The organism is Hyphococcus sp. (assembly GCF_965267305.1).
In the GTDB taxonomy this organism is placed as follows: domain Bacteria; phylum Pseudomonadota; class Alphaproteobacteria; order Caulobacterales; family Parvularculaceae; genus Hyphococcus.
The window spans coordinates 4,056,692-4,080,496 of record NZ_OZ253945.1 but is presented as its reverse complement, the minus strand read 5'-3'; the positions used below and the strand labels follow the sequence as shown (position 1 = coordinate 4,080,496).

At 60.1% G+C, this 23,805-nt stretch carries 20 protein-coding genes and 2 tRNA genes; 6 read left to right on the top strand and 16 right to left on the bottom strand.

The genetic code is table 11. From position 1 onward, the window contains the following. Positions 1-52: 52 nt before the first annotated feature. On the top strand, positions 53-2,203 hold the full coding sequence (locus ACQY5P_RS19805; protein WP_428408602.1) for a malate synthase G: 2,151 nt from the start codon (positions 53-55) through the stop codon (positions 2,201-2,203). Positions 2,204-2,350: 147 nt separating this feature from the next. Continuing rightward, positions 2,351-2,581: a hypothetical protein gene (locus ACQY5P_RS19800; protein WP_428408601.1), complete on the top strand. Its 231-nt coding sequence runs from the start codon at positions 2,351-2,353 to the stop codon at positions 2,579-2,581. Between the two features lie 157 nt (positions 2,582-2,738). On the opposite strand, the gene ACQY5P_RS19795 is transcribed toward ACQY5P_RS19800, so the two are convergent. Beyond that, complete coding sequence (locus ACQY5P_RS19795; RefSeq protein WP_428408600.1) at positions 2,739-4,163, bottom strand: helix-turn-helix domain-containing protein; 1,425 nt, start codon at positions 4,161-4,163, stop codon at positions 2,739-2,741. A gap of 175 nt (positions 4,164-4,338) precedes the next feature. On the opposite strand from ACQY5P_RS19795, the gene ACQY5P_RS19790 reads away from it, so the two are divergent. Both ACQY5P_RS19790 and ACQY5P_RS19785 read left to right on the top strand, forming a co-directional pair. Continuing rightward, positions 4,339-5,937 (top strand): isocitrate lyase, encoded by a 1,599-nt coding sequence (locus ACQY5P_RS19790; protein ID WP_428408599.1) that lies wholly within the window; start codon positions 4,339-4,341, stop codon positions 5,935-5,937. 314 nt (positions 5,938-6,251) lie between these two features. Next, entirely contained in the window at positions 6,252-6,983 is a 732-nt protein-coding gene (locus ACQY5P_RS19785) for a glutathione S-transferase family protein (RefSeq protein ID WP_428408598.1), read from the top strand. A gap of 185 nt (positions 6,984-7,168) precedes the next feature. Here ACQY5P_RS19785 and ACQY5P_RS19780 read toward each other — a convergent pair whose 3' ends face one another. The 13 genes from ACQY5P_RS19780 to ACQY5P_RS19720 form a co-directional block, all read right to left on the bottom strand. After that, positions 7,169-7,600, bottom strand: a complete 432-nt coding sequence (locus ACQY5P_RS19780) for a nuclear transport factor 2 family protein (RefSeq protein WP_428408597.1) — start codon at positions 7,598-7,600, stop codon at positions 7,169-7,171. A 184-nt stretch (positions 7,601-7,784) separates the two neighbouring features. Continuing rightward, on the bottom strand, positions 7,785-9,128 hold the full coding sequence (locus tag ACQY5P_RS19775; protein WP_428408596.1) for an aldehyde dehydrogenase family protein: 1,344 nt from the start codon (positions 9,126-9,128) through the stop codon (positions 7,785-7,787). A 183-nt stretch (positions 9,129-9,311) separates the two neighbouring features. After that, on the bottom strand, positions 9,312-9,749 hold the full coding sequence (locus ACQY5P_RS19770) for a hypothetical protein (RefSeq protein WP_428408595.1): 438 nt from the start codon (positions 9,747-9,749) through the stop codon (positions 9,312-9,314). 164 nt (positions 9,750-9,913) lie between these two features. Further along, positions 9,914-9,989: transfer RNA gene (locus ACQY5P_RS19765), tRNA-Val, on the bottom strand. A 155-nt stretch (positions 9,990-10,144) separates the two neighbouring features. Continuing rightward, complete coding sequence (locus ACQY5P_RS19760) at positions 10,145-10,417, bottom strand: HU family DNA-binding protein (RefSeq protein WP_428408594.1); 273 nt, start codon at positions 10,415-10,417, stop codon at positions 10,145-10,147. Between the two features lie 268 nt (positions 10,418-10,685). Further along, positions 10,686-13,076: an endopeptidase La gene (lon, locus tag ACQY5P_RS19755; RefSeq protein ID WP_428408593.1), complete on the bottom strand. Its 2,391-nt coding sequence runs from the start codon at positions 13,074-13,076 to the stop codon at positions 10,686-10,688. A gap of 336 nt (positions 13,077-13,412) precedes the next feature. Further along, complete coding sequence (gene clpX / locus ACQY5P_RS19750; protein ID WP_428408592.1) at positions 13,413-14,699, bottom strand: ATP-dependent Clp protease ATP-binding subunit ClpX; 1,287 nt, start codon at positions 14,697-14,699, stop codon at positions 13,413-13,415. Between the two features lie 230 nt (positions 14,700-14,929). Beyond that, entirely contained in the window at positions 14,930-15,553 is a 624-nt protein-coding gene (locus tag ACQY5P_RS19745) for an ATP-dependent Clp protease proteolytic subunit (RefSeq protein ID WP_428408591.1), read from the bottom strand. A gap of 323 nt (positions 15,554-15,876) precedes the next feature. Next, the gene (locus ACQY5P_RS19740) at positions 15,877-16,779 is read right to left on the bottom strand and encodes a JmjC domain-containing protein (protein WP_428408590.1); all 903 of its coding nucleotides are present in this window, start codon (positions 16,777-16,779) and stop codon (positions 15,877-15,879) included. 146 nt (positions 16,780-16,925) lie between these two features. After that, the gene (gene tig, locus ACQY5P_RS19735; RefSeq protein ID WP_428408589.1) at positions 16,926-18,287 is read right to left on the bottom strand and encodes a trigger factor; all 1,362 of its coding nucleotides are present in this window, start codon (positions 18,285-18,287) and stop codon (positions 16,926-16,928) included. A gap of 159 nt (positions 18,288-18,446) precedes the next feature. Then, a tRNA-Leu gene (locus ACQY5P_RS19730) sits at positions 18,447-18,531 on the bottom strand. Between the two features lie 119 nt (positions 18,532-18,650). Then, positions 18,651-19,151 (bottom strand): N-acetyltransferase family protein, encoded by a 501-nt coding sequence (locus tag ACQY5P_RS19725; protein ID WP_428408588.1) that lies wholly within the window; start codon positions 19,149-19,151, stop codon positions 18,651-18,653. Continuing rightward, positions 19,148-20,680 carry an NAD(P)H-hydrate dehydratase gene (locus ACQY5P_RS19720; RefSeq protein ID WP_428408587.1) on the bottom strand — a complete coding sequence of 511 codons (1,533 nt, stop codon included), beginning with the start codon at positions 20,678-20,680 and terminating at the stop codon, positions 19,148-19,150. Before ACQY5P_RS19720 ends, ACQY5P_RS19725 begins: the two co-directional genes overlap by 4 nt. 91 nt (positions 20,681-20,771) lie before the next feature. Here ACQY5P_RS19720 and ACQY5P_RS19715 point away from each other — a divergent pair, with 91 nt between their 5' ends. Then, positions 20,772-21,110 carry a P-II family nitrogen regulator gene (locus ACQY5P_RS19715; RefSeq protein ID WP_428408586.1) on the top strand — a complete coding sequence of 113 codons (339 nt, stop codon included), beginning with the start codon at positions 20,772-20,774 and terminating at the stop codon, positions 21,108-21,110. Between the two features lie 76 nt (positions 21,111-21,186). On the opposite strand, the gene ACQY5P_RS19710 is transcribed toward ACQY5P_RS19715, so the two are convergent. Further along, on the bottom strand, positions 21,187-21,897 hold the full coding sequence (locus tag ACQY5P_RS19710; RefSeq protein WP_428408585.1) for a VPLPA-CTERM sorting domain-containing protein: 711 nt from the start codon (positions 21,895-21,897) through the stop codon (positions 21,187-21,189). A gap of 740 nt (positions 21,898-22,637) precedes the next feature. Continuing rightward, complete coding sequence (locus ACQY5P_RS19705; protein WP_428408584.1) at positions 22,638-23,324, bottom strand: SOS response-associated peptidase; 687 nt, start codon at positions 23,322-23,324, stop codon at positions 22,638-22,640. Positions 23,325-23,348: 24 nt separating this feature from the next. Here ACQY5P_RS19705 and ACQY5P_RS19700 point away from each other — a divergent pair, with 24 nt between their 5' ends. Continuing rightward, on the top strand, positions 23,349-23,783 hold the full coding sequence (locus tag ACQY5P_RS19700; RefSeq protein ID WP_428408583.1) for an NUDIX hydrolase: 435 nt from the start codon (positions 23,349-23,351) through the stop codon (positions 23,781-23,783). The last annotated feature ends 22 nt before the right edge of the window (positions 23,784-23,805 follow it).

Here is a 23,805-nt window from a genome sequence, read left to right as displayed (position 1 = left end):
TTTCGCGGCTGAATGCCTATTGGTAGCTGCCCGTAGCCGACAGGAAAGATTGATGACGAACCGTGCGCAACTGACCATCGCCCCTGAACTCTTTGCTTTCATCGAGACCGAAGCGCTGCCGGGAACCGGCGTGATCGCCGATGATTTCTGGAACGGTTTTGCGAACATCGTCGCCGATCTCGGCCCCCGCAACCGCGAGTTGCTGGCGAAACGCGACGCCCTGCAGGCGAAAATCGACGACTGGTTTCGCGCCCATAAGGGAAAGTATGACGTCGCCGAGCACACGGCGTTCCTCAAAGAGATCGGCTATCTGGCGCCCGAACCCGCGCCGTTTCAAATCTCCACCGCCAATGTTGACGAGGAATTGCGCGCCGTCGCGGGTCCGCAGCTTGTGGTGCCGGTCTCAAACGCCCGTTATGCGCTGAACGCCGCCAACGCCCGCTGGGGCTCGCTCTATGATGCGCTTTACGGGACGGACGCGATCCCCGAAGCGGACGGCGCGGAGAAAGGCAAAGGCTACAACCCGAAGCGCGGCGAAAAAGTCATCGCCCGCGCCCGCGCGCTGCTCGATCTCGCGGCGCCGCTTGCAAATGGCTCGCATGCCGACGCTGCTGGCTATTCGGTGAAGGACGGCGCGCTTGTGGTTGAAACCGCCAATGGCGCGACAAGCCTCAAAAGTCCGGAGAAATTCGCCGGCTATCGCGGCGCCCCCGAAACCCCCGATGCGATCCTTCTCAAAAACAATGGCCTCCATCTTGAAATCGTCATCGATCCGGAAAGTCCTATCGGCAAGACCGACAAGGCTGGCGTCGCCGACGTGATCGTCGAGGCCGCCGTCTCCACCATCATGGATTGCGAGGATTCCGTCGCCGCGGTCGACGCCGAAGACAAGGTCAATGTCTACCGCAACTGGCTTGGCCTGATGAAGGGCGATCTCGAAGACACGTTTGAGAAAGGCGGCAAAACCGTCACCCGCAAGCTCAATCCGGACCGGGAGTATGTCGGACCGGACGGCAAAGCGTTCTCGCTTCACGGCCGCTCCATGATGCTGGTGCGCAATGTGGGCCACCACATGATGACGGATGTTATCCGCGATCAAAATGGTGAAGAGATTCCCGAAACCATCATGGATGCGGCGGTGACGTCGCTGATCGCGCTCCACGATCTCAAAGGCAAGCGCATGAACTCTCGCGCGGGTTCGGTCTATATCGTCAAACCGAAGCTGCACGGACCGGAGGAAGTCGCTTTCGCCGCCGAACTCTTCGGCCGCGTCGAAGACATCCTCGGCATGGCGAAGAACACGCTGAAAATCGGCGTCATGGACGAGGAAAAACGCACCTCCGCGAACCTCGCCGCCTGCATTCACGCCGTGCGCGAACGTCTTGTCTTCATCAACACCGGTTTCCTCGATCGTACGGGAGATGAAATCCACACGATCATGCAGGGCGGGCCGGTGATCCGCAAAAACGAGGTCAAGAACTCGGTCTGGATCGCAGCTTATGAAGCGCGCAATGTGGGCATCGGTCTCGCCTGCGGCCTCGCCGGCAAGGCGCAGATCGGCAAAGGCATGTGGGCGGCGCCCGACATGATGGCGGCGATGATCGAACAGAAAATCGGCCATCCGAAAGCCGGCGCCACCACCGCCTGGACGCCCTCGCCCACGGCGGCGGCGCTCCACGCCATGCATTATCACGAGGTCGATGTCTTCGCGCGCCAGAAAGAGCTGAAAGGCAAGGCGACCGGCGATCTCGACAAGCTGTTGACGCCGCCGCTCGCCGGCGGGACCAATTACAGCCAAGAAGAGATCCGCGAGGAGCTCGACAACAATGCGCAGGGCATTTTGGGCTACGTCGTGCGCTGGGTCGATCAGGGCGTCGGCTGTTCGAAAGTGCCGGACATTCATGATGTGGGCCTGATGGAAGACCGCGCTACCTTGCGCATCTCATCCCAGCATATCGCCAACTGGCTGATGCATGGGTTGTTGACGGAAGAACAAGTCATGGAAGCGCTGAAGCGCATGGCTGCTGTCGTGGACAAGCAGAACGCGAACGATCCGCACTACACGCCCATGGCGCCGGACTTTAACGGCCCGGCCTTCAAGGCGGCCTGCGATCTCGTCTTCAAAGGCGCGGAGCAGCTGAATGGGTATACGGAGTTTTTGCTGACCAAATGGCGCAAGGAAGCGAAACCGCTCAAAGGCTAAGCTCTATACCTCACGATATCGATCGAATAACGCCTTAATCAGACATTACAGGGCTTAGGGTTAAATCTTTAAAATACATACAAGAACGGTCATGGGAAGCCGGGTTCTTGTACGTTCAGATTCGGCGCTACTTTGGGAGTATTGAACATGAACCAATCCGTTGAAGACAAGATTGTTGCATCATTGCTTGACATCCTTGCTGATGGCTTCAATCGAGCGCTAGCTGCGCTCGAAGATGCGGGAGCGATTGACGCTACCTCGTTACGCTCAGACTACAAGTTTGGTGGTAAGTACTACGATTTGGTCACTGACTCGCTTGAAAAAACGGCCAACTATGCGCGGCCACGAATTAAAGAGATAATTGAAAACGGCTCCTAATGACTCTCTCGTGGAGAGAAGTTTCGTTGTCATGTTGGTTGCATTATGAGTCCGCGCCCTGGATGAACCCAAAGCTAACCCCGCCGCAGCTAAGTGACCGTTTGAGATCAAATGCTACGTATTAGTCGTGTATAGAGCGCACAAACAGGCGGTGTTTCTATCGATCCGAAAACCCGAACGGCGCAATGGTGCGGCGGTAATCGTCAGGGAGGACCTGCCGCCCGATGGGCGGTTCGGCGCGCGCGGCGCATTCGATTCGGTGACAAAGTTTGCAGGCGACGCCGATGGGCGTCGGCTTTACGGATTTCAGATCCTGGCCTTGCGTATAGATCAAACGATGCGCGTGTTTCGCGGCGCAGCCGAGCGCCACGGCGCGTTCGATGCGCGCCGCGCCCCAGGCGCCGCCGCCCGCCGTCACCGTGCGCACGATGGTGAAGAATTTTTCGCCGTCAGGAAGCTCCACCCATTCGGTGACGATCTCACGAGGGGTGCGGAACGCCTGATGTAAGGACCAAAGCGGACACGACCCGCCATGACGCGCGAAGGGAAAGCCGGCGCCGTCGAGCCGCTTCGACACGTTCCCCGCCGCATCGACGCGGATGAAGAAAAACGGGACGCCCTCCTGCCCCGGCTGTTGCAGCGTCGTGAGGCGATGGGCGACCTGCTCGAAGCTGGCGCCGAACTGCCGCGACAGGGCCTCTATGTCGTATTTGCGCGCCTCAGCGGCTTTGACGAAAGCGCGATAGGGCATCATGAGCGCGCCCGCCGCATAACTCGCGAGCGCCCGCCGCCCGAGACGCTCGCTGTTTTCCGAGGTGAACCCGCCTTCGGCCAGCGCCGCGTCAATCGTCTCACGCATGTCGAGATAGGCGATCTGCAACGCCAGTTGAAAATTCTGGCTGGCGCGGTCGAGCGTTTCATCGAGCGCGATTTCATTGCGATGACGGTCGAGACGGCGCACGGCGCCCATCATGATGTCGGGCGGGAAACGCCGCAGCCCCAGCTTGTGTTTTTCTTTGAAATAGGCCGCATAATTGTCCGCGCCCTCAAAATTTTTGGCGATTTCCGCCGCGATCCGCTCCGCATGATCGTCAATCGCCGGAAAGGAATTGCGCCGCGCCGACAAGAACCGTCGCGCCTCCGCCACCGGGTCCGGCGCGTCATGTCCTTCTCCTCCGCTATCGGCGAGTGCCAGTTGTCCGTCGCGATAGGCGGTGTACAGACGAATAACCGCTTCCGCGACCGCCGGATAGGAGCGCGATACGTCCTCCACGTCCATGCCGGAAAGTTCGAGATCGGCGAACAACGGATCGCGCAGCACGCCGTCGAGGCGCGCCGTAAACTCTTCTCCCCGCTCGCCGGCAAGCGAGGCCACATCGAGCTGATAGGCCTGCGCGAGCTTCAGCAGCATCTCGGCCGTCATGGGCCGCTGGTTGCGCTCCATCAGCGCGATATAGGACGGCGAGACGCCAAGGTCCTCGGCCATGACGGCCTGGGTCAGCCCCATCTCGCGCCGCAGGCGGCGCAGGCGCGGCCCCATGAAAGCAGCCCTATCTCTGCCTTTCTCTTTGGCTTTGGCCATTGGAATTCCTTACAAGTTCATACTTTACATCATTACAGCAAAAATCTGTAAAGTTTGACAATAAGACTATTTCGCGCCTGCACAAACCCCTGAACGCCGCCTATTTTCCGGACCAATGGCGGCGGCGATCCTGTCGTCAAGGTGAAACAGTCAAACGAATCAAAGGTGTAGACCCATGACTTATCTGGAGAATCTGAACAAGGCGGCCGCGACCATCAAGGCCCAGGACGGCTGGGACGGGATCGACGCCGAATCCGTCGCCCGGATGCGCCTCCAGAACCGTTTCCGCACTGGCCTCGATATCGCGCGCTACACCGCGAAGATCATGCGCGAAGACATGGCGGCCTATGACGCGGACCCCGCAAACTACACCCAGTCGCTCGGCTGCTGGCACGGTTTCATCGGCCAGCAGAAGATGATCGCCATCAAGAAACATTTCGGCGAGACCAAGGGCCGCTATCTCTACCTCTCCGGCTGGATGGTCGCGGCGCTGCGGTCCGAATTCGGCCCCCTGCCCGACCAGTCCATGCATGAGAAAACCTCCGTGCCCGCATTGATCGAGGAGCTTTACACCTTCCTGAAGCAAGCGGACGCGCGCGAGCTTGGCGGCCTCTTCCGCGATCTCGACAAGGCGCGCGACGCCGGCGATCAGGTTGCGGAAAAACAGATCCTCAACAAGATCGACAATTTCCAGACCCATGTCGTGCCGATCATCGCCGACATCGACGCCGGGTTCGGCAACGCCGAGGCGACCTATCTCCTCGCCAAGAAAATGATCGAAGCCGGCGCCTGCGCGCTGCAGATCGAAAACCAGGTCTCGGACGAAAAACAGTGCGGCCACCAGGACGGCAAGGTCACTGTTCCGCACGAAGACTTCCTCGCGAAGATCCGCGCGCTGCGCTACGCCTTCCTTGAACTGGGCGTTGATGACGGCGTCATCGTCGCGCGCACGGACAGCCTCGGCGCCGGTCTCACCAAGCAAATCGCGTTCAGCGCCAAGGAAGGCGATCTCGGCGACCAGTATAATTCCTTCCTCGATTGCGAAGAAGTCGCCGCCAACGACATCAAAAATGGCGATGTGGTCATCACCCGCGACGGCAAGCTAATGCGTCCGAAACGTCTGCGTTCGAACCTCTTCCAGTTCCGCAAGGGCACGGGCGAAGACCGCTGCGTCCTCGACTGCATCACCTCGCTGCAGCACGGCGCCGATCTGCTCTGGATCGAAACCGAAAAGCCGCATGTGGAGCAGATCGCCGGCATGGTCGACCGCATCCGCGAAGTCATTCCGAACGCCAAGCTCGTCTACAACAACTCGCCGAGCTTCAACTGGACGCTGAATTTCCGCCAGCAGGTGTTCGACGCGTGGGAAAAGGAAGGCAAGGACGTTTCCGCCTACAACCGCGACAAGCTGATGAGCGTCGACTATGACGACACCGAGCTTGCGCTTGAAGCGGATCGCCGCATCCAGTCGTTCCAGCGCGACGGCTCCAAACGAGCGGGCATCTTCCATCACCTCATCACGCTGCCGACCTATCACACGGCAGCGCTCTCCACCGACAATCTCGCCAAGCGCTATTTCGGCGAGGAAGCCATGCTGGGCTATGTCAAGAACGTCCAGCGCGAGGAAATTCGTCAGGGCGTCGCCTGCGTCAAACACCAGAACATGGCGGGTTCCGACATTGGCGACGATCACAAGGAGTATTTCGCGGGCGAAGCGGCGCTGAAAGCGGGCGGTAAAGATAATACGATGAACCAGTTCGCAGCAGCCAGCTAAGTTCTTTTGCAGGGAGGGAACGCCGCCGCGATAGGAAGCGCCGCCGGGTCTCCATTCCCGGCGGCGTTTTCTTTTTGAGATGCTCCAAAGCCTTCATCCTGAGGAGCAAAAATCTCTTCGTCCTTCGAGACGCCTCCGCTTCGCGGAGCCCCTCAGGATGAAGAGATTTTTGCGTCTCGAAAGATCGAAGGCGCGCCACCTCCGCCCGCTAATTCATAAAATCCGAGCAAGTCACTTCCTAAAGCGGCAGCTAACCACCGCAAGGCTGAGCTACGGTCAGGCCAACTACATCCGTCAGTTCAGGAGAAACGGCCTTGAAACTCTACAGCTTCGGCCCCGGCGCCAATTCGCTGAAACCCCTGCTCGCGCTTTATGAAAAAGAGCTCGAATTCGAGAGCGTCTTTTTGAACCCGGCGAAGTTCGAGCATCACGCCGACTGGTACAAAAAACTCAATCCCAACGGCCAGGTGCCGGCGCTCGAACACAAGGGCAAGATCATCACCGAATCGACGGTGATCTGCGAATATCTCGAAGACGAGTTCCCGGACCAGAATCCGCTGCGCCCTGCCGATAATTTCGAGCGCGCGCAGATGCGCATCTGGACCAAATGGGTCGATGAATATTTCTGTTGGTGCGTCTCGACCATCGGCTGGCACCGCATGGTCGGCAATATGGTGAAGCACCTTTCCGACGAGGAATTCGAGGAGATGGTGGCGAAAGTGCCGATCCATGAGCAGAAAGTGAAATGGCGGCGCGCGCGCGAAGGCTTCCCAAAGGAAATGCTCGATGAGGAAATGCGCAAGATCGGTCATTCGGTGAAAAAGCTCGAAGCGCGCCTGACGACAAGCAAGTGGCTTGCCTGCGGTCAGTACACGCTCGCCGATATCTGCAACTTCGCGATTGCGAACCGCATGGACCAAGGTTTTCCGGAATTCGTGAACGAAAAAGACACGCCCGCCATCCTTGACTGGCTGGGGCGGATCAATGAGCGCCCGGCGGCGAAAAAAATGTTCGCAAACCAGCCTTCGGAGTTTAATCGCAAGTAAGCGGTTGCTTCACAGGTTCTGCACCGCTCTATCTCCGACTACCACAGCCCCTAGGTCCGGCCTTTAAGCCGGCCCGAGGATGAACTTCGGCCGGGGGTCCAGATGCGGCAAGCGCCGTACTGGGTGATTCTGGATCCCGGCCTTCGCCGGGATGATCGGAGCATAGGAGGTAAAAATTTTGATCGTTAAGGCCGGAAGGACAAGGCGCCGCGGCGCTCCGCGAAGCGCCAGCCTTCCGCCGTCTTTCTGAACTTGTCCTTGTAGGTTCCAATCAGCGGACCGCCCTCGCCTTTGATGGGCAGGCCGCCATCGTCTGCCGCTGTTCCGGTGAACAAGAGAATGACGCTGAAGGCCGCGGCTTCCGTCTCGCTGATGACGTCGACCACCACATTGGCGCAGACATGCTGCGAGATGCGCGGCGGGCGGGCGGTGAACGCCTCCATCAGCGCTTTGCGCCCCACAATCGGCGCATCGGGGGCCGTGGGCCGCGTCATCAGCCCGTCTTCCGTATAAAGAGCGACAATCGCCGCCCAGTCATGGGCGTCGGTGAGATTGGCGTAATGATGGATAAGGCGCGCGCAGTCGGCCTCAATGGCGCGGCGGTCGTCTGGCGTCATGTCTTCCTCCGGGCTCTTTCAGCGTTCTTGAAGCCAGCCGCAGCTTTAACGTCAGTAAAATCCGCGGCATTTAAGTCTAATGCCGACCTGATGAGGCGCGCTCGTCTCTCCCCCTGAGCGCGGTCTCCGGCGTGTCGCGTATAGGCCGGAGGTCTCCCACCTCATCAGGTCACGGGGATTTGGGTTACGCCGCCGAGTGCATGTAGACAGAGCGCTCATGCGAGAAGGTCTTGAACCCGAAATAGCCGTGATAATTGCCGATGCCGCTAGTGTTGACGCCGCCGAACGGCAACTGGTTTTCGAGATAATGAGAGAACACGCCATTGACGGTGACGCCGCCCGATGAGGTGCGCGTTAAGACCTTGTCCACCACCGCCTGATCCTTGGCGTAGACATAGAGGGCTAGCGGCTTGTCGCGCGCCTCGATATAGCCGATCACCTCGTCGATGGTGTCATAGGTCATCACCGGTATCACCGGCGCGAAAATCTCTTCCTGCATGATCTTCATCTGCGGCGTGACGTCGGTCAGCATGGTCGGGTGAACGGTGAGATCGGCGGCTTCGAATTCGCCGCCGGCGGCGACTTTCGCGCCCTTCGCCACTGCGTCGTCGAAGAGGCCTTTGACGCGGTCGAAATTCCGCTTGTTCACCACTTGCGCGATATTTTCTTTCTGCAGCTTTCCGTCCTTGTAAAGATTTTCCTTCACATGGGAGGCAAACCCTTTCGTCAACGCGTCTTTCTGCGCTTCCTTGACGAAGACATAATCCGGGCAGATGCAGGCCTGGCCGCCATTGAATTGTTTGGCGTGGGCGAGGTCCGCTGCGACTTTATCGATGTCGGCGCTCTCATCGACAATGACCGGCGATTTCCCGCCGAGCTCCAGCGTCACGCTCGAAAGGTTCTTTGCGGCCGCGGCCATGACGATCTTGCCGACGCGCGGCGAGCCGGTGAAAAAGATATGGTGGAACGGCAGCGCCAGCAGCGCCTCAGCCACCGACACATCGCCCTCGAATAGCGCCACTTCGTTTTCGTTGAAAACCGAGCGGATAATCTTGCCGGCGACCTTCGCCGTCGCGGGGCAAAGGTCTGTCAGCTTCACCATGCAGCAATTGCCGGCGGCGACCGCCGCGGCGAGCGGCCCCAGCGTCAGACCCATGGGAAAGTTCCAGGGGCCGAGGATCAGGCACACGCCGCGCGCTTCATAGGTGATCTTCGCCTTGTCATCCGGATTGGCTTTCGGCTGAACCGGCGTCGGCTTCATCCACTCTTCGAGATTGTCGATATTCATCTGAATGTTGCCCATCACGCCGCCGACTTCGGTGATGCGGATTTCCGCTTCGGGTTTGCGCGTATCGGACTGCACCGCGGCGACGATCTCGTCGGCGTGCGCGGCGACTGCGTCTTTCAGTTTCGTCAGCTTCGCCTTGCGCTCCGCGGCGGTAGACGCCTTGACGTTCCACTGGTTCTCGATCTGCAGGTCGAACACCCGCTGTAGATCTTTGGCGGTCGGCTGGGAGACGCTGGTCATGGGATTTTCCCTTATTCGGAATGGCTGTTTCGGGCTCTCAAATCCGCATTTTAACGGCAATTTTCAAGGCCCTAAACTGCATTCGGGGGTCCCTTCGCCGGGGCGATGTTTTGAGTTCAGTTTGGGGAACACCGCACGTCTTAGCGGCAAAGAAGCGATTGCCGAAATGACCGCGAACCGCAACTAACCGAGATCGATTATTCCGTCGAAATTTTCCAAGACGACCGATATGAGCAGAACGATAATGAGGACCGCCGCCAGCCAGATGAAAAACTGAAATGTAATTGCGGTCAATCCCAGTGCGGCGCCGGCGAAGACGCGGCGCTTAGGCTCATGCCGGACGAATCCAACAAGCGAAACAATAATCGCCAGCCCGCCGAGCAAGGCGACAACGACTTGTGTGGTCTTATCGATATCCCATTCGGAAACCGTCTTGGTTTCAGCTTCCTCTCCGCGAAGCGCTCTGATTGCCGCTTCGCGAATTTCGACAGCGCTCTCGGCAACTACCGTTTCAAGAGACAGCTGCGGCGCAAAAGGCCCCGCCCAGAAATGAACCAGCGCCAGCAACAGGGATGCGGCTCCAAAGGCGATTCCAATGTAACCGAGTTTGACACCAGCCATCGCGAAACTCCCCGCCGGCAAAACGCCGGATCAATTCTATTCTGATCTAGCGACGCTTATTTGCAAAACCGTAACCGGCCCGGCGGAGATTTTCCGCCTAATTTGATTGGCATTTCAATTAATTTGACGGAGCAAAATATTCGCGCGCGGGGACCCGCTTCAAATGGTGGGCGGTGACGGGTTCGAACCGCCGACCCTCTCGGTGTAAACGAGATGCTCTACCAGCTGAGCTAACCGCCCTTCCCTGATGCGCCAGCGTTTGCCTGCGCGCGGGGCGCTCCTCCTAGCCTGTGCGGCCTCAAGGATCAATGCGGAGCTTCAACAGAAACGCCGCAAAACAAAACGCCGGCGGAGGGGTCCCCGCCGGCGTCCTGAATTCAGTCTCGGATCGCGCCCTAGTTCAGCGCGTCCTTGAGGCCCTTGCCGGCCGAGAATTTCGGCTGGGTCGACGCCGGGATCTGGATCGTCTCGCCCGTGCGCGGGTTGCGGCCTTCGCGGGCCTTGCGCTTGGCCGCAGAGAAGGTGCCGAAGCCCACCAGGCGCACATCGTCGCCGGCCTTGAGGGCGTTGGTGATGGCGTCGAAAACCGCGTCCACCGCTTTGCCGGCTTCCGCTTTGCTCATGTCCGCCATGTCGGCGACACGATCGATAAATTCGTTTTTGTTCATTCCTCCGGCCTTTCCGTTGTTTCGGGAATTGAAAACTTCGACCTCGAGGCCGGACTTTACTCGTCGCCCCGCGGCCAAAGCCAAGGAAAAATGGCTTAAAATAAGGGTTTTCCTTCCCCATGGGGGGTAAGCCACTGTTTTTCCTTCTTGTTTTTGTGAAGGTTTTTTTGTTCGCAAATGCGAAAAAGCCCGAAAAATCAGGGTTTTTCACGAAAAAGCCGCCCCCTTTCGGGGGCGGCCGATTCGTTTGAAGGGCTGGAAAAGCCCTTTAGTGCGTGACGACCGAGGCGCCGTCGCCCGCATCCGGGGACGGCGCGGGCTCCACCGGCTCCGTCCATTCGATGGGCGTCAGTTTCTGCGTCAGCGCATGGGCCAGCACCTCGTCCACCGTGGAGACGGGGATGATCTTCAGGCCCGCTTTCACATTGTCCGGAATGTCAGCGAGGTCCTTCTCGTTCTCTTCCGGAATGAGCACGGTTTTGACGCCGGCCCGGAGCGCCGCGAGGAGTTTCTCCTTGAGCCCGCCAATGGCGAGGACGCGGCCGCGCAGGGAAATCTCGCCGGTCATGGCGATATCCTTGTGGATCGGCACGCCGGTAAGCACCGAGACGATGGCGGTCGCCATGGCGACGCCCGCGGAGGGGCCGTCTTTCGGCGTCGCGCCTTCGGGCACATGGATGTGGATGTCGGTCTTGTCGAAGACCGGCGGCTCGATGCCGAAGGCGGTCGCGCGGCTCCTGACATAAGACGACGCCGCAGAGACGGATTCCTTCATCACGTCCTTGAGGTTGCCCGTGGGGGTCATCTTGCCCTTGCCGGGCATTTTGACCGCCTCAATGGTGAGGATGTCGCCGCCGACCGAGGTCCAGGCGAGGCCGGTGACAATGCCCACCTGATCTTCGCGGTCGATTTCGCCATGGCGGTATTTCGGCACGCCGGCGTAATCGGAAAGATTGTCGGCGGTGATTTTGACTTCCGTCGCCGCGCCGGTTTCGAGGTCGCGCACCGCCTTGCGCGCGAGTTTCGAGAGTTCGCGCTCAAGGTTGCGGACGCCCGCCTCGCGGGTGTAGCGGCGGATCAGCGCCATCAGGCCGTCATCGTCGATCGACCATTCCTCTTCCTTCAGCCCGTGGTTTTCGAGCAGTTTGGGAATGAGGTGGCGGCGCGCGATTTGGGCCTTCTCATCTTCCGTATACCCCGGAATGCGGATGATCTCCATCCGGTCGAGAAGCGGCTGCGGCATGTTGAGCGAGTTGGCCGTCGTAATGAACATCACGTCCGAAAGATCGTAATCGACTTCGAGATAGTGATCCGAGAACGTCGCGTTCTGTTCCGGGTCCAAAACCTCGAGCAGCGCCGAGGCCGGGTCGCCGCGGAAGTCCTGGCCCATCTTGTCGATCTCGTCCAAAAGGAAGAGCGGGTTCGACTTCTTCGCTTTCTTCATGGACTGAATGATCTTGCCCGGCATGGAGCCGATGTAAGTCCGGCGGTGGCCGCGGATTTCCGCTTCATCGCGCACGCCGCCGAGCGACACGCGCACGAATTCGCGGCCCGTCGCTTCGGCAATCGACTTGCCCAGCGACGTCTTGCCGACGCCCGGAGGACCGACGAGGCAGAGGATCGGGCCTTTCAGCTTGTTCATCCGCTTCTGCACGGCGAGATATTCGACGATCCGCTCTTTGACCTTTTCAAGGCCGTAGTGATCGGCGTCGAGCACCTCTTCGGCTTTCTTGAGATCGGACTTCACCTTCGACCGGTTGTTCCACGGGATCGAGGTCAGCCAGTCGAGATAGTTGCGGACAACGGTCGATTCCGCCGACATGGGGCTCATCTGGCGCAGCTTTTTCAGCTCCGCCTCGGCCTTGGTCTTGGCTTCCTTCGACAGTTTGGTTTTCTTGATCTTGTCTTCGATCTCGGAAAGCTCGTCGCGGCCGTCGTCGCCTTCGCCAAGCTCCTTCTGGATCGCTTTCATCTGTTCGTTGAGATAATATTCGCGCTGCGTCTTCTCCATTTGGCGTTTGACGCGGTTGCGGATTTTCTTCTCAACCTGCAGGACGCTCATCTCCCCTTCCATGAGGGCGTAGACACGCTCCAGCCGCTCGGCGACGCCGGCGATTTCCAAGAGCTCCTGCTTTTCATTGATCTTGATATTCAAATGCGACGCCACGGTGTCGGCGAGTTTCGCGTAATCGTCGATCTGGCTGATCGACACGATCACTTCCGGCGGGACGCGCTTGTTGAGTTTCACATAGGATTCAAACTGCGCCACCACGGAGCGCGCCAGCGCCTCGAGTTCGGCTTCGTCGCTTTCGCCTTCCTCGACGTAAACGGCTTCCGCTTCGAAATAATCGTCGGTGCGCACATATTTTTCGATCTTCGCGCGCGCTTCGCCCTCGACCAGCACTTTCACCGTGCCGTCGGGCAGTTTCAGAAGCTGCATGACCGACGCGATGACGCCGACTTCGTAAATATCTTCAACTTCCGGATCGTCGTCGCTTGCATCCTTTTGCGCCACAAGCAGGATTTTCTTGTCGTTCTGCATGACGTTTTCGAGGGCGGTCACGGATTTCTCGCGGCCCACAAACAAGGGAACGATCATGCCGGGAAACACGACAATGTCGCGCAGCGGCAGCACAGGATAGGTTACGGTCTCGCTCATCAAATCACTCCTTGAAGGCGCGCCCACACACTATAGCACGCGCCGGATTTTCTCGCGCCCGTCTCCATATAGGGCGGCGGTTCGCCTTTTTGCGCAACGGTTGATGAAAGCCGCCGCGCCCCACACCGAAATCGCCTGTTTGCAAGGAAGACTTGGAGGCAGGTGAAAAAGGCTGACCGCCACTCTAAGACAACGGCCGCGAATACGCGGTTAATGTGGCGGTCTTTGACGGGATTTCAAGGCGGCGGGAAAGCGCTGATTTTCCTCAAATAAAAATAAAACGCCGCCCCTTGATGAGGGCGGCGCCTGACTTTTCACCAGACGGCGTAACGCGTTTTAAGCGCTCGCGTCTGCCTCGATCGCCTGCTTGTCGCGGTCGGCGTAAATGTAGAGCGGCTTGGCGTTGCCTTCGACGACTTCGCCGTTGACGACGACTTCCACCACGCCTTCGAGCGTCGGCAGTTCGAACATCGAATCGAGGAGGATGCCTTCCATGATCGAACGAAGGCCGCGCGCGCCGGTCTTGCGCGCAATCGCCTTGCGGGCGATCGCAGACTTGGCGTCGTCGGTGAAGGTGAGCTTCACATCTTCCATTTCGAAGAGGCGCTGATACTGCTTGATGAGCGCGTTTTTCGGCGTCGTCAGAATCTGCACCAGCGCCGGCTCGTCGAGATCCTCGAGCGTGGCGATGACCGGCAGACGGCCGACGAATTCCGGAATGAGGCCGAATTTCAAGAGATCTTCGGGCTCGACTTCCTGAAGGATCGCGCCGATGCGGCGGTCGTCGGGGCTCTTCACCTCGGCGCCGAAGCCGATGGAGGAGCCGGAGCCGCGGCTGGCGATGACTTTTTCAAGGCCCGCAAACGCGCCGCCGACGATGAAGAGAATGTTCGTCGTGTCGACCTGCAGGAATTCCTGCTGCGGATGCTTGCGCCCGCCTTGCGGCGGCACGGAGGCGACGGTGCCTTCCATGATCTTCAGAAGCGCCTGCTGCACGCCCTCGCCCGACACGTCGCGGGTAATGGACGGATTGTCGGATTTGCGGCTGATCTTGTCGACTTCGTCGATATAGACGATGCCGCGCTGCGCGCGCTCGACATTGTAGTCTGCCGATTGCAGCAGCTTCAGGATGATGTTTTCGACATCCTCGCCCACATAACCGGCTTCGGTCAGCGTCGTCGCGTCGGCCATGGTGAACGGCACGTCGAGAATGCGGGCGAGCGTCTGCGCGAGCAGGGTCTTGCCCGACCCGGTGGGGCCGATCAGAAGAATGTTCGATTTCGCAAGTTCGACGTCGTTGTTCTTGGCCGCATGGTTGAGGCGTTTGAAGTGGTTGTGCACCGCAACGGACAAGACGCGTTTCGCCTGCCGCTGTCCGATGACGTAATCATCGAGAACCTTGTGAATTTGCTGAGGGCTCGGAACCCCGTCGGTGGCTTTGACCAGCGACGATTTCGATTCTTCGCGGATGATGTCCATGCACAGCTCGACGCATTCATCGCAGATGAACACCGTCGGGCCCGCGATCAGCTTTCTGACCTCGTGCTGGCTCTTGCCGCAGAATGAGCAGTAAAGGGTGTTTTTCCCGTCACCGCCGCTGCTCTTGCCGCCGATCTTGCTCACTATAACCGCACTCCTTCGTCAGCGCCCGACCTGATAACCAAAAAGGCCAGCGCCATTAATTATTTACTGGCGCAACCGGCGCCCGGATCATGGGCGCCGCCCCCGTCAGGCTGCACGATTGGCGCCAAGGCCGCTTCGGGCCATCCGCCATAGGACCATATTCCGCCTAAACCAATCAAGGAACCATTTAGCCTTTGGCTTAACAGATATGGTGAATTTTCCCCTCCTCGCTACTCCGACGGCGCAGCGCGCTCGTTCAAGACTTTGTCAATCAGGCCGAAGGAAACCGCTTCTTCGGGGTCCATGAAGTGGTCCCGGTCGAGAGTTTTCTCAATGGTTTCATAGGACTGGCCGGTGTGGTGGACGTAAATCTCGTTCAGCCGGCGCTTGATCTTGATGATATCCTGGGCGTGGCGCTCGATATCCGAGGCCTGGCCCTGGAAACCGCCCGAGGGCTGGTGGACCATGATCCGGGAATTGGGGAGCGAGAAGCGCATCTCTTTTTCCCCAGCCGTGAGGAGCAGCGAGCCCATGGAAGCCGCCATGCCGACGCACATGGTCGAGACCGCCGGACGGATATAGCGCATGGTGTCGTACATCGCGAGGCCGGCCGAGACCGAGCCGCCCGGGCTATTGATATAAAAGGCGATTTCCTTCTTGGGGTTCTCCGCCTCAAGGAACAGGAGTTGGGCGATGATCAGGGTCGAAACCTGGTCGTGGACCGGCCCGGAGAGGAAGATGATCCGCTCTTTGAGGAGCCGGGAGTAGATGTCGTAGGCGCGCTCGCCCCGGCTCGACTGCTCGACCACCATGGGGACCAGCGTGTTCATGTAAATATCCAGGGGGTCTTTCATCGACATCCTTCCTTAAGCGTGTCTCCGCCCTTTGGGCGTCTGTTGGCTCACCATTACGGCCGGCGTTAGGCGGGTCCGGCCGGTTAAAATTCTTCCTTAAGATGGGGGCTCGGGCGCGCGGCGCCAGCCCCCATTTTTCGCACCCTAGCGCGTCCCGCTTAAGCGAGGGTTATTCTTTTGAAAATGCAAGGAATTGATTGTCCCCATCCTTGCCGATGTTCTGAATCCGGAACGATCCTGGATCCGGTCCGGGAGACTCGCCGCCAATCCGTCCCGCTTCGGACGTCGCGCCGTCGCTCCGCCGTTAATCGTGACCGCCGTCCTCAGGGGGGCGAAAGCCGCGCTTCGGAACGGCGGCGCACCCGCCCGCGCTGAGCGGCGGCGACGTGATCGGCGAAACCCGGATCGGCCATGAGCGCCGCAAGCCGGGCGCCCAGCGTCTTCAACCGCTCGGCCAGCGCCTCACGCCCGCCCGGCAGGCCCGGATTGGGAAGGTCGTCGCGGAAGAGGCTGTCGCGGATCGAGGCGGTCTCCATGAGGTCGAACAGGGCCAGCCCGTTCATGGGAAAAACGGAAAAGGTGACGTGCAGGCTCATCCCGCTGCTGGCGAGCGCGTCGTGATACTGCCCGCGCGGCAGATACATGACGTCGCCGGGCCGCATCACCTGTTCGAACAGAACCGTCTTCTTCGCCTTGTCGTGCATGTCCTGAAGGTTCGGACGCGGCGGCGGCTGGCCCACGGGATTGTCGATGCGCCCTTCATAGACGCGCCACTTTTTTTCGCCGGCGATGTGAAAGGCGAAAACTTCGTGATCGTCATAATGGCTGTCAAAGGCCTGGCGACCGCCGCGCGAGCAATAGATATTGGCGCTGGCGAAACCGAGCAGCGTTTCTTCCAGCGCGTTGGCGACGGCGCGCAATGAGGGCGTCATGTTTTCGGTTTCGTTTAGCACGATGGACGCGCCCCGCGCGAACAGCGCTTCGACCTTCGCCGGGTCAGGACGGCGCACCACGCCTTCAAGCGATTGCACCGGCGCGAAAATCTGATCCTGTGAAATGGGCGCGCGGTCCGCCCACATTTTCAGCGTGCGCTCGTTCCAGAGCGAAGCTTGCGAGACAAGGCTGTTCAGGTCAGCGACAGAGAATATTTCCGCACGACTCCCCGCCGCGGGAATGTGCAGCGGCTTTTTACGGTAGTAGTCCGCAAAAAACGTGTCGCGGCCCACCGGCGCCAGAATGTCGTCGAAGTTGAGAATGCGCCCCTCCGCTGCGGGTTCCGCTTTAACTGAAAACGGCGGCGGTAATCCGCCGCCGCTTCAGAATGTAGAATAGAACGCCCAGCACCCCGGATCAACGAGCGGCGGAACGCGCCTTAAATCTCAAGGCCGTCCGGCTCTTCCATCAGCTTTTCCTTGCTGACGGTTTTGTCTTTCACCTCGGCGCGCTCGACGATGTAGTCGACGACTTTCTCTTCAAAGAGCGGCGCGCGGACCTGTTCCAAAGCCTGCGGGTTCTGCTGATAGAATTTCAGGACGTCCTGCGGCGAAATGTTCTGGCCCTGCATCTGCAGATACTGGGCTTCCTGAATAGCCTGGCGCTGGATCGCCTGCTGCAATTCCTGCGACGGCACCTTCACTTCGGCGCGCTTTCCGATTTCCGCGAGCACGAGACCGAGACGCACGCGGCGCTCGGCGATCTTGCGGTATTCTTCTTTCAGCTCTTCGTCGGTCTTGTCCTTGTCTTCCTCGTCGCGCTCGGTCGCCTCGACCTGGCGCCATATCTGGTCGAACTCGGCGTTGACCATGCCCTGCGGCAGTTCGAAATCATGAGCCTCGTCGAGCTTGTCGAGAAGCGAGCGCTTCAGATGGCTGCGCGACAGATCCTTGTAGTCGCTCTCGATGCGCTCCTTGATCCGCTTTTTCAGATCGTCGAGGCTTTCAAGGCCGACTTTCTTGGCGAGTTCGTCGTCGATGGCCGCTTCTTCCGGCGCGCGCACTTCATGGACCTTCACATCGAAGACCGCGTCTTTGCCGGCGAGGTTTTTGGCGTGATACTCTTCCGGGAAAGTGACCTTCACTTCCACATCGTCGTCGGTCTTGGCGCCGATAAGCTGGTCTTCAAAGCCGGCGATGAACTGGCCGGAGCCGAGCACAAGCTCGAAGCCCTCGCCCTTGCCGCCCTCGAATTCGACGCCGTCGATCTTGCCGACGAAGTCAATGAGGACCTGATCCTTTTCCTTCGCTTTCGCAGTCTTGCCGCGCGCCTTGTAGCTCACCTGCTGTTCGGCGATTTTCGACAGCGCTTCGTCGATGTCGCTTTCGGGCACTTCGGCGACCGGGCGCGTCAGCTTCAGGGTCGAGACGTCCATGGGCTCGAAGGTCGGCAGGATTTCCGCCTGCAGATCGTATTCGAGATCGGCTTTGCCGTCGATCACATCGTCGATCTTGGAGATGAGCTGCGGGCGCGGCGTCGTCGCCGGCTGAAGATCGCGCTCGGAGAAAGCCTTTTGCGAGGTCTCGGTGACGATGTCCTGAATGATCTCGCCCATCATGCCCTTGCCGTAGAGCTTTTTAAGATGGGACACGGGCGCCTTGCCCTTGCGGAAGCCTTTCAGTTGAACGCGGCCTTTGACCTCGTTCAGCTTGGCGACGAGTTTCTTGTCGAGCTCCTCGGCGGAGACTTTCACCAGAAACTTGCGGTCGAGCCCTTCGGCGCTTTTCTCAATGACTTCCATTTTTATCTCGTCTCTCGTTTGGCCGGATGGCCGTCAATTCCGTTCGTCATGCTCGCGCCTGCCTCGCGCCCCTGCCGGGGCATTCTCCGCCTATTTTTGATCGTCAATTCAATTGAATTGACGGATCAAAAATTTCGCCTCCGACGAACCGGCTGCGAATGGTGCGGATGGAGGGACTCGAACCCCCACGCCTCACGGCGCCAGAACCTAAATCTGGTGCGTCTACCAGTTCCGCCACATCCGCAAAGCCCTGGCGCAGAAAACGGCGCAAAGCAAAAGCGGGCCGTCGCGGCTGCGGCGGCCCCCTCGCGAGCGCGCTTCTATAACAGAGAAAACGGCGCTGTCGAGGCGTTCCACCCCGGATTAGAGCCGTTTTTCAAACCACCTGACATCGTGATAGCGGCCGAATTTCCGCCCCACCTCGTGATAGGTCCCGATCTCCCTGAAGCCGAAGCCTTCATGGAAGCGGATGGAGGCGTCGTTGGGCAGGGCGATCCCCGCATAGGCCCGGTGGACGTCCTCCCCGGCGAGGGCGTAAAAGAGCCGCTCATAAAGCGCCTTCCCGGCCCCGCAGCGGGAAAGTTCGGGCGGGACATAGATCGTCGTCTCCACCGAGGTCGCATAGGCTTTCTTGGCCTTGAAGGCCATGGAGCCTGCATAGCCCGCGAAGACCCCGCCCCTTTCGGCGACGAAAAGCCGGTGCGGGCCCTGCGCCCCGAACTGGGCGAACCAGGGCTCCCGCGCCTCCACCGTAAAGGCGCCCACATCGAAAGTGACAGCCGTCGTCTCTACGAAATGATTATAGAGCGCGGTAATCGCCTCGAGGTCCTTCCGCTCCGCCGGGCGCACGGAGATCGCGCTCATTGCTGGGCGGCTCCCTGCTGGTCAGGTGGACCGGGCTGCTCTGGCTGCTGGGGAGGCGCGAAAAGCTGGCGCAGCACCGCCGGAACAGCGCGCGGCAGATCCTCCGCAATAAGGCCCGGCCCCGCCACCTGTCCCGCAGCGCCGTGAACCCAGACGCCCGCCCCCGCTGCGGCGAAGCCGTCCATGCCCTGCGCCTTCAGCCCGGCGATGAACCCGGCGAGCACGTCCCCCGCGCCGGCGGTGGCCAAGTCCGGCGGCGCATTGGCGTTCATGAGCACCCGCCCATCCGGCGCGGCGATGATGGTGTCGGCGCCTTTGAGAACGACGACGCATCCGGCTTTCGCGCTCGCGGCGCGCGCCATGGCGAGCTTGCCGTCCAGTTTCGCCTCGTCCGGAAAGAGCCGCGCAAACTCGCCCGTATGCGGGGTCAGCACGTCATCGGGACGCAGCGCTGAAAACAAGGCGGCGGGATCGTCTGCGAAACTCGTTAGCGCGTCGGCGTCGAGCACCGCGCTGGCCTTGCTGTTCAGGATCGCGAGGACGTTTCTCTGCGTCTTGGCGCCGACACCCATGGCCGGACCTGCAACAACGCACATGGATATGCGGTCGGCGTCTTCCAGATGCGCGGCGAGGTGTTCGGCGTTTTCCGAAACGCGCAGCATGATCGCGGTCAAATGCGACGCATGAACGGGCGCCGCTCCCTGCGGAGACAAGACCGTCACGAGCCCTGCGCCGATCCTGAGCGCGCCCTCCGCCGCCAACCGAATGGCGCCGGTGTTCAACGGCCCGCCCGACACCGCCATGACGCTCCCGCGATGATATTTGTGCCCGCCCCAGCGAGGCCGCGGAAACATCGCGCCCCACAGCGCCGGATGATTCTCATAGGTTTTCGGCGACGCTTTCTGCGAGGCCTCGTCGCTGATCCCGATATCGGCGATGTCGACGGCGCCGGAGAGCGCCCGGCCGGGAAACAGCAGATGACCGGGTTTCCTCGCATGAAACGTAATCGTGCGGTTCGCCTGCACGGCCGTTCCCATAACGGCGCCCGTATCCGCGTTGACGCCCGACGGCAGGTCGATGGCGAAGACCGGCGCCGGATGGGCGTTCATCGCCTCGATCGCCGCCTTCGCCGCTCCGTCGACGTCGCGCGCAAGGCCGGTTCCGAAAATGGCGTCGACGATCAGCCCGGCGCCGTTCAAAACCTCGGGAGAAAACGGAACGATTTCCCCTTCATAGAGTCCGGCCATCAGCTTGGCGTCGCCTTTCAGCGCGTCGCGCTCTCCCACCAGCCCCACGCGCACCGGCCAGCCCGCAGTCGCCAGCTCGCGCGCGACGACGAAACCGTCGCCGCCATTATTGCCGGGGCCGCAGACGACCGCGACGGGACGGCGCGACCAGGCGCGCTGGATCAGCTCCGCCGCCTTCTCCCCCGCGGTCTCCATCAGCGCAGCGGAGGCGACGCCGGCCTCTATCGCGGCCTGTTCCGCCGCGCGCATTTCCTCGGCCGACAACACAAGATACGGATTCACGAGGGGTCGCCGCCTTTCGATTTCGCCATTCTGGTGTAAAAAGGTCTAGCAAATTTCCACGCCAGCCCGAAAGCCGTGAGAGAGCGAGCCCATGAAAAAGATCGAAGCCATCATCAAGCCGTTCAAACTCGACGACGTCAAAGAGGCGCTGCAGGAACAGGGCCTCCAAGGCATGACCGTCACCGACGTGCGCGGCTTCGGCCGGCAAAAGGGGCATACGGAGCTTTACCGGGGCGCCGAATATGTCGTCGACTTCCTGCCCAAGGTGAAGATCGAGCTTGTGGTCGATGACGGTCAGGTCGATCGCGCCGTCGAGGCGATCAAGAACGCCGCCCATTCCGGCCGCATCGGCGACGGCAAGATTTTCGTGTCGACGATTGATGACGCGGTGCGGATCAGGACCGGTGAAACCGGGCGGGATGCGATTTAGCTCCCGCCTCCCACCAAAGTTAAAGGGCGCCGCCGGCGCCCTTTTGCATTTAGATGTGCTTTTTAGCTGAACTGGTTTAGGCGTTTGACTTCTTACGGCTGACGGCGCCGAAAAGCCCAAGCGCGGACAGCATCAAAGGAAACGCCGCCGGAAGCGGCACCTCTGAAGTCACAAGGTCTATGCTTTGTGTGTTCAGAAGAACTGTCAGGGCGATGATTGTATCCGGATCTTCATCGTCGCGCATTGAGAAAACGAGCGACCCAAAAGCTCCGTCGAAATTGCTCAGCAGAAACTTGTCCGCCGTCAGCAATTCATCCGAGAAGGCGCTCATATCGTAATTTTCAAAGCTGAAATTGATATTGCTGAAGGGCAAGCCCGCCACAGCGCCCCCTTGGGAAGGCGAAACGACGCCGCTCGGCAGCACAGAGAAAAACACAAAATCGCCATCGGGCCGGTCATCATCGATCACCAGATCGCCCCGGGCATCCTCGATCATGTAATCGCCGAAAGAGGCGGTAAAGGCGAGATCGTAGCTTGTTCCGGTGACAAACGGAGTAGGCCCGGACGCGCTGGTAACGTCCAGAGAAATAAGAAATCCGTCGCCAACATCGAAAGGACCTGTGGTTGGGTCATAGATGTTGATGGGTGTCCTTGTATTTGCATTGGTATCGATGCTTTCAGCAGTGATGGAAGCAATATCGCCGCTGATATTGACAGTGACCAACGCCGCATGGGCGGATGTGGCGCTGATAATAAAGAATGCCAAACTTGCAATAATACGAAACATGAATCCATGAACCTCATGACTACAAGCATCAACTCGCATAACTAATTATACAAGTCTACCTATCACTACGAATGAAATTCTGAATAAAACACGCATTAGGCGAATGCTGTAGCGCTCTGTGTGCGCTTGAAAATATTCGTTGGAGATCGCCGTCAAGGTGACCGGCGGCGGGCCGTAGTATAAGGCCAAACCGGAAGGGGTGGATAACTTTTCACCACTTTTCTTTTGGCCGTATACTGCTTTGCAGTCCGGATATTGAGAGGCGGTGTGGCCTGCCGTTCCCATCGGTCCGGATTGCGGCGCGCGGGATGAGAAGCCAGCGTAACGGATGGTTTCTCATGCTGGCCGGTCGCAGCGCCCGGGCTTTCTGGCGGCATTTCAACGCTGGCGCGTAAAAACCGTCAGGGGTCGTCATTACGGCCGGGCCCGCCGATGCTGAAAAACGCTGCAAATGCGGGGCGTGATGCGCCCGATTGCTAAGTAAGTGCGATGGACGTTTCACGCCCCGCGCCTCTCTATTCATTACGTTCGGGTTCAGCGGAACCGTGGCGGGGATTGGCTATGGCCGACGGCCCTCTTCCCCCGTTTACGGGGGAAGTACCCGCGAAGCGTGGGAGGGGGTTAACCCCCTCCGTCTCGCTGTACTCGACACCTCCCCCGCAGGCGGGGGAGGAGGAGCGTTGCGCTAAAAGGAAATGCAGGAACTTAAATTCCCAACGCATCCTGCGCGGCAACCCCTTCTACGCCGCAAGCGGCTCGATCAGATGCGGGCCGTCATGGCGCGGCGAGTTGACGTCGGTGGAAACCGGATGCGCCGCCCAGTAGCCTTCGGGCGCCGCGGTGATGAGGCCCTCGAGGCTCGCCATGTCGCGCTCGTCGGCCTCGAGCCAGAGCTTGTAGGATTGCGGCGCGATCACCACGGGCTCGCGGCTGTGAATGTTCCGCATATCCGGGCCCGCCGCGGCGGTGAGAATCGCCAGCGTGTCGATCTCCCCGCCATCGGGATCGACAGCCGTCTCCCAGATGCCGGCGAGCGCAATGAGCCCGCCCTTTCGTTTGTGGACGGCGAAAGGCTGTTTTGCTTTCGCGGGCCGCGCCTGCCACTCGTAAAACCCGTCGGCGGGGATGAGACAGCGGCGGCGGCGAAAGGCGTTTTTGAAGCTCGCTTTTTCAAGCACCGTCTCGCTGCGTGCATTGATCAGGGGGCGCTTGGCGAGATTTTCGAGGAACTCTCCCTTCGCCCAGGACGGAACGAAGCCCCAGCGCATCAGCGCATATTCGCGCTCGTGACGCACGCTCATGCGGATCGCGGCCACCGGCTGGGTCGGGCAGATATTATAGCGCGGCGGAAAATTGTCGCGCACATCGACGCCGAAATGCGCCGCGACTTCCGCCGGCGTCGAAATGAGATAGAACCGTCCGCACATGAGAAGAGAGCCTAAGAGAAAAACATGACGGGCCGGGAAAATATTTTCACCAGCGTGGGCGCGGTGGTTTTCAAGGGCGAAGAGGCCCTCGTCATCCGGCGCGGGCGCGAGCCGTTGAAAGGCCAGTGGTCGATCCCCGGCGGCAAGGTCGACTATGGCGAGCGGCTCCATGACGCCGTCGCCCGCGAGGTGCGCGAGGAGACCGGGGTCGAGATCGAAATTCTGGGGCTGCTCGACGTCTTCGAGAGCCTCCCCGCCGCGGAGGGCGCGCCCCATTACGTCATGGTGGATTTCATTGCCGAATGGGTCTCCGGCGAGCCCCGCCCCGGCGACGACGCCGAGGCGGCGGAATTCGTCCCCCTTGCGGAGGCGCGGGCCCGGATCGCCTGGGATACGACCCGCCGGGCCATGGAGCGCGCGGCCCAATGGCGGGCGGGAAAGCTTCAGACCCGGTCATAATCCGGCTATATTTTGGATGAAT